The sequence below is a fragment of the Streptomyces sp. M2CJ-2 genome (genome assembly GCF_016757295.1).
Lineage (GTDB): Bacteria > Actinomycetota > Actinomycetes > Streptomycetales > Streptomycetaceae > Streptomyces.
The window spans coordinates 1-5336 of record NZ_JAESIF010000152.1; the positions used below are offsets into that span (position 1 = coordinate 1).

6 protein-coding genes and 1 pseudogene are annotated in these 5336 nt (G+C 67.6%); 5 read left to right on the forward strand and 2 right to left on the reverse strand.

Going from position 1 to position 5336, the window contains the following annotated elements; all coding sequences use genetic code 11:
* Positions 1 to 480 precede the first annotated feature (480 nt).
* From JL475_RS37870 to JL475_RS37880, 3 genes are all read left to right on the forward strand, one after another.
* On the forward strand, positions 481 to 855 hold the full coding sequence (locus JL475_RS37870) for a hypothetical protein (protein ID WP_202282750.1): 375 nt from the start codon (positions 481 to 483) through the stop codon (positions 853 to 855).
* A gap of 190 nt (positions 856 to 1045) precedes the next feature.
* Positions 1046 to 1420 (forward strand): helix-turn-helix transcriptional regulator, encoded by a 375-nt coding sequence (locus tag JL475_RS37875; protein ID WP_202282751.1) that lies wholly within the window; start codon positions 1046 to 1048, stop codon positions 1418 to 1420.
* Positions 1421 to 1547: 127 nt separating this feature from the next.
* Positions 1548 to 1691, forward strand: coding sequence for a hypothetical protein (locus JL475_RS37880; RefSeq protein WP_202282752.1), 144 nt, complete (start codon positions 1548 to 1550; stop codon positions 1689 to 1691).
* A 531-nt stretch (positions 1692 to 2222) separates the two neighbouring features.
* On the opposite strand, the gene sufC is transcribed toward JL475_RS37880, so the two are convergent.
* Complete coding sequence (sufC, locus tag JL475_RS37885; protein ID WP_202282753.1) at positions 2223 to 2987, reverse strand: Fe-S cluster assembly ATPase SufC; 765 nt, start codon at positions 2985 to 2987, stop codon at positions 2223 to 2225.
* Positions 2988 to 3146: 159 nt separating this feature from the next.
* On the opposite strand from sufC, the pseudogene JL475_RS40935 reads away from it, so the two are divergent.
* Positions 3147 to 3523: pseudogene (locus JL475_RS40935) on the forward strand (inorganic diphosphatase); the annotation flags it as partial.
* Positions 3524 to 3800: 277 nt separating this feature from the next.
* Here the strand turns inward: JL475_RS40935 and JL475_RS37895 are convergent.
* Entirely contained in the window at positions 3801 to 4259 is a 459-nt protein-coding gene (locus JL475_RS37895) for a DoxX family protein (protein ID WP_202282754.1), read from the reverse strand.
* Between the two features lie 554 nt (positions 4260 to 4813).
* Between JL475_RS37895 and JL475_RS37900 the strand changes: the two genes are divergently transcribed.
* Positions 4814 to 5266 (forward strand): VOC family protein, encoded by a 453-nt coding sequence (locus JL475_RS37900; RefSeq protein WP_202282755.1) that lies wholly within the window; start codon positions 4814 to 4816, stop codon positions 5264 to 5266.
* Positions 5267 to 5336 lie beyond the last annotated feature (70 nt).

Sequence of the window (5336 nt, forward strand, 5' to 3'; positions counted from 1 at the left end):
GCTGCGCGGCGCCATCATCTGGCTGCGCAGCCTTGCCCCCGCCACATGATCACGATCCCGAACAGGCCCTAGTACGGCGGCGGCGCGGACGACACGAGCGATCCTCTCCCCGGCACGACCAACTCCAAGATCATCCCAGGCCGGTCAGTCAACGTGACAACGCCCCCGGACGAACTCCGTACGAGTGACAGAGGGATGCGGCCACCGCCCGCGCGGTCACCGGCGTCGCGTCGCGGAGGAGAAGGGAAGGGGACAACTCGGCTCGTTCGGCCTGGCCCCCGAACGCCGTGGTGCTGTCGTCTCGGGCGGTGCGTCGACGGGCATTTCGTGAGGGCGAATGCTAGGGCACAGGAGGTTGATTCCTGCCAGATTCCCGGTGTTCCCGTAACTCCTGGCGGCGTGTGGGTAGCGTCTGCGGTCATCACTCGGCCGGAGTGTGAGGCCGGTCGGGGTCGTCCAGAACTGAGGGAGCGGGTACTGATGCTGACTGTGGAGACGTCTCTGAAGGAGGCGATGACCTCGATCGAGGGGAGTGTGGCGGCCGCGCTGGTCGACTACACGAGCGGCATGGCGCTGGGAACGCTGGGCGGGGGCAAGGACCTCGATCTGACGGTGGCCGCGGCGGGGAACACCGACGTGATCCGGGCGAAAGTCCGCACGATGGAGATGCTGGGCCTCAAGGACGACATCGAGGATGTGCTGATCACCCTCGGCAGCCAGTACCACCTCCTCCGGCTGATCAGGGGCCGCGGAGGCAATGGCCTGTTCCTGTACCTCATCCTGGACAAGGGCCGGGCGAACCTGGCCATGGCCCGACACCAACTCAAGCGCATCGAGGCGGAACTGGAGCTGTAGCCGTCCCTTGTTTCCCGGCTCCGCATGCCCACGAGTTGAAAAAGTCTTCAACTCAGCACATCTGAATGTGATCAAGCCAGGGCAGGCCGGGCCGGGAGACGGGAGGATGGCTGGAGCTGGGCACCGAAGATCCAGCAGGTCCAGCTACCGGTCCTGGAACGGCCGAACCGTGGGTGGGGAGTGTTGTCGCATGCAGGTGCCGCTGTACCAGGCCAAGGCGGAGTTCTTCCGTATGCTCGGGCATCCCGTCCGGATCCGTGTACTGGAGCTGCTCCAACACGGTCCTGTACCCGTACGCGAACTCCTGAGCGTGATCGAGATCGAACCATCGAACCTCTCCCAGCAACTCGCGGTACTGAGACGGTCCGGCATCGTGATCTCCATCCGTGACGGCTCCACCGTCAGCTACGCCCTCGCCGGCGGCGACGTGGCGGAACTCCTGCGCGCCGCACGGCGTATCCTCACCGAACTCCTGGCCGGACAGAATGAACTCCTCGCCGAACTCCGGCATACCGAAAGCTCGGCACAGACGGGGTCTTCGGCTTTCCCCCCTCCGGGGAGATGACCTCTGGCCGCTGGGGGCGTTGAATATGTGGATGCCTTCAGAGCGGACGGATCCGGAACGGCTGGGTGGTCGAGACGACCATGGTTGGGCCTCGTCCCGGTCGCCGGCCGTTACGGAGGCCGGCGAGTTGCTCATCGACCAGATCGTCGCGGCGGTCCAGGCTGATAATGACCCGGCGATCCGGAGCTTGCCGGCGCGGCTCGCCTGGGTTACCGATGTCGCGGTGCTTCTGCGACTGCGCCGGCGCCTCTACGAGGACGTCCCCGGCTGACCGGGTTCAGGGCCTGGGCCGGCCCCCTTCCGTTCCGGGATCCGGTTCACTCGTATGAATGCATAGCCGGATCTCCAGCTGGCCTGATCCCGCCTGATCCGCTCAGCTGGGCCGCGAAACATTCGGTGAGGGTGGGGAGATGGGGGTGGGATCAGTGCACGTGATAGGTCCGGTGGGGTGGGTGCTGACCGCGGCTCTGGGCGGCTGCCTCGCCACGGATTGCAGCAGCGTCGAGCGGGCGTCACCCGGCTGCCGCTGTGGCTGGTGACGGGCCACGCCCTGGTGTCCCCGCCGAGTACGCCGAGCATCACAACTCCGGAAGGCCGCACCGGGCCCTGCAGCTTCGCGCACCAGCCGACACCCCGGACGTCATCCCATTCCCAGCCCAGCGGATCCAGCGCCACGACGTCCTCAGCGGACTCGTCCATGAGTACCGCGACACACCCTGACGAAGATCATGGCGCTCTGGCAAGCGCCCAGCTCAACGCATGTAAGGACTTTGGGCACCCAACAGACCGCCCCGCAGCCGGCTCATTGGCTTGCGTCGCTCTTCACGTACGCCTCGTACCCCTCCTCCTCCAGCCGCTCAGCCAGTTCCGGGCCGCCGGAGTCGACGATCCGGCCGTCCGCGAAGACGTGTACGTGATCGGGGTGGACGTAGCGCAGAATGCGCGTGTAGTGGGTGATCAGCAGGGTGGCGACCGCGCCGGTGGCGCGGACGCGGTTGACGCCCTCGGAGACGACGCGTAGCGCGTCGATGTCCAGGCCGGAATCGGTCTCGTCCAGAATGGCGATCTTCGGCTTCAGGAGTTCCAGCTGAAGGATCTCGTGGCGCTTCTTCTCGCCCCCGGAGAAACCCTCGTTCACGTTCCGCTCGGCGAAGGACGGGTCGATATGCAACCGCTCCATCGCCGCCTGGACCTCCCTCAGCCAGGTGCGCAGTCGCGGGGCCTCACCGCGCACGGCGGTGGCGGCCGACCGCAGGAAGTTGAACATGGAGACGCCGGGGACCTCGACCGGGTACTGCATGGCGAGGAACAGGCCGGCCCGCGCCCGCTCGTCGACCTTCATGGCGAGCAGGTCCTCTCCGTCCAGGAAAGCTGTGCCGGAGGTGACCTGGTATTTGGGATGCCCGGCGAGAGCGTAGGCGAGGGTGGTCTTGCCGGAGCCGTTGGGCCCCATGAGAGCGTGCGTCTCGCCCTGCCGCACGGTCAGGTCGACACCGCGGAGGATCTCCCTCGGACCGTGATCGGTCAGGACCTGGCAGTGCAGGTGGTCGATGACCAGCGTTGCCATGCCTTCTCACCCCTCTTCTTCCTCGTGGAAACGGGACACGGCCGATCAGCGGGGCACTATGGACATGCACGCGGAGCGTGCCGGTGATGGGGCTCACCACAAACCGCGGCAGTATGCCGCTGACGGCCCCCGGCCCCATGGCGTGACCAGGAGGAGGCAGTGGAACTCGACGTGATCGTGGAGATCCCCGAGGGATCCCGCAACGCATGCGAGAGGGACCACGAACTGCACCGCATCCGGCTGGACCGCATGCTGTTCACCTCGACCGAGTACCCGGCCGACCACGGCTTCATCGAGGGAACACTCGAGCGCGACGGGGCCCGCTCGACGCACTTGTCATGGTCGGCGAGCCGACGTTTCCCGGATGCCTGATCGAATGCCGGGCTGTCGGCATGCTCTGCATGAAGGACGAGCGCGGCCCGGACGAGAAGATCCTCTGCACGCCCGCCCACGACCCACGCTACGCCCACGTCCAGGACACAAGGGGCATACCCGTCTTCGACGAGTTGGAGATCATCTACTTCTTCGAGACCCATCCCATAGGACCTCGCGCCCGACAAGAGCGCCAAGGATCGCACTGGGCAGGCCAGCGGCCCGGGAGCGGCTTCCCGAAACTTACGGAGCTGCTCGCCCCAGGCAGCCGCCCCCGGAAAGGAGGTTCCGTTCTGTGCCCGCGCCTCGGCTCTCGGTGTCGCCTTCCCGCCCGGCAGCAGGAGAGTCGCACTCTCTTGCGTCGCACCCGCTCGGACGCGACGGTGCCCTCCCCGAGGGGTGAGGACCGGGGAGGGCACCGTGGGGTGGGCCTGTGGAACGTCAGGCGGCGACCGGGGCCTGTTCGGCCGGGCGCTGTTCCGCGGTCCGCGGGCCGTGGCGGCGGGTGAACAGCCGGTCCAGGCCGAAGGCGCCGGAGCCGGTGAACACCAGCAGGAACATGGCCCAGCAGTACATGGCCGCGCCCTCGCCGCTGTTCTGGAGTGGCCACAGGGCTTCGGGCTGGTGCACGCTGAAGTAGGCGTAGGCCATGGCGCCCGACGATATGAACGCGGCGGCCCGGGTGCCCAGGCCGAGCAGGACCAGGCTGCCGCCGACGAGCTCGATCACGGCCGCGTACCAGTTGGGCCAGGCCCCGGGCTCGGCGATGCCGCCGCGGCCGCCCGCGCCACCTAGCACACCGAACAGTGCGGCGGCGCCGTGGCAGGCGAACAGCAGCCCGACGACGATGCGGAAGAGGCCGAGAGCGTACGGCTGGGCGCTGTTGAGGCGTCCGGACATGTGGGAGGTCTCCTTCGGTAGACCGGTCCGGTCCGAAAGGGACCGGACCGGGGACGGGGACCGAGTCGAAACCCCGCATCAGGTGCACCCAGTTCATGACCGCACATGCGACATTTGACTTGGGGTGACGCGGGAATGAAGGGTCAACCGCTTGCCGTCACGGGTGAATACGGCTCGACCCCGCCCTCACACTCAAGGGTGTAATCGTATGTACACCCAGAGTCACATTCTGCGGCCAGGTGTGGCTTCGCGCGAGCCGAGCCGCCGAGCGTGTCCGCGTCACCCGCTCGGTTCGGTCTCCGCCACCGCCCTCAGCCGGACGCCCTGCCCGCAGCCGGGGCCGCCCTCGGCCGTCCCCGGGCCGGGCGCTCCTCCACGCGCGCGTGCTCCAGTCAGCGGGTGCGGCAACGCCGCCAGGAACGCCCGATCGCCCGCGCGGAGGGCCTGGCGCCCGGCACGGCCGTCTCCCCCCTCCCCCGGCCGTGTTCAGTCGTGCCTACGGACATCCGTCCACCACTATGGAGGGAAAGATCCGATTTACCTGGAGGCCTTGCATGCACCGTGATGGTTTTCCTGCCCCGGATTCCGGGCTCCTCCTCACCCACTTTCTGACGGTGGCCGACGTAGCCCGATCTCGCGCCTTCTACACCGACGTTCTCGGCGGTGAGGTGGTGCTCGAGGAGAACCCCTGCACCATCAAGCTCGGCAACGGATGGATCATCATGAACCCGGGCGGCGGCCCCACCCCGGACAAGCCAGACGTCACCCTGCGCCCGCCCACCGACCCCAGCACGGTCAGCGGCTTCCTCAACCTCCGCGTCGCCGACATCGAGACATGCCACCGAGAGTGGAGTGCGAAGGGCGCCGAATTCCTCACGCCACCCATCGATCGCACGGCCGAGCTGCGGTGCTACTTGCGCGACCCGGACGGCTATCTCATCGAGGTCGGGCAGGCCACCGGTATGCTGCACGGCGTCTACGCCGACCCGCCCGCCGGTACCAGCTAGGGCCTGTTCGGGATCGTGATCATGTGGCGGGGGCAAGGCTGCGCAGCCAGATGATGGCGCCGCGCAGCTG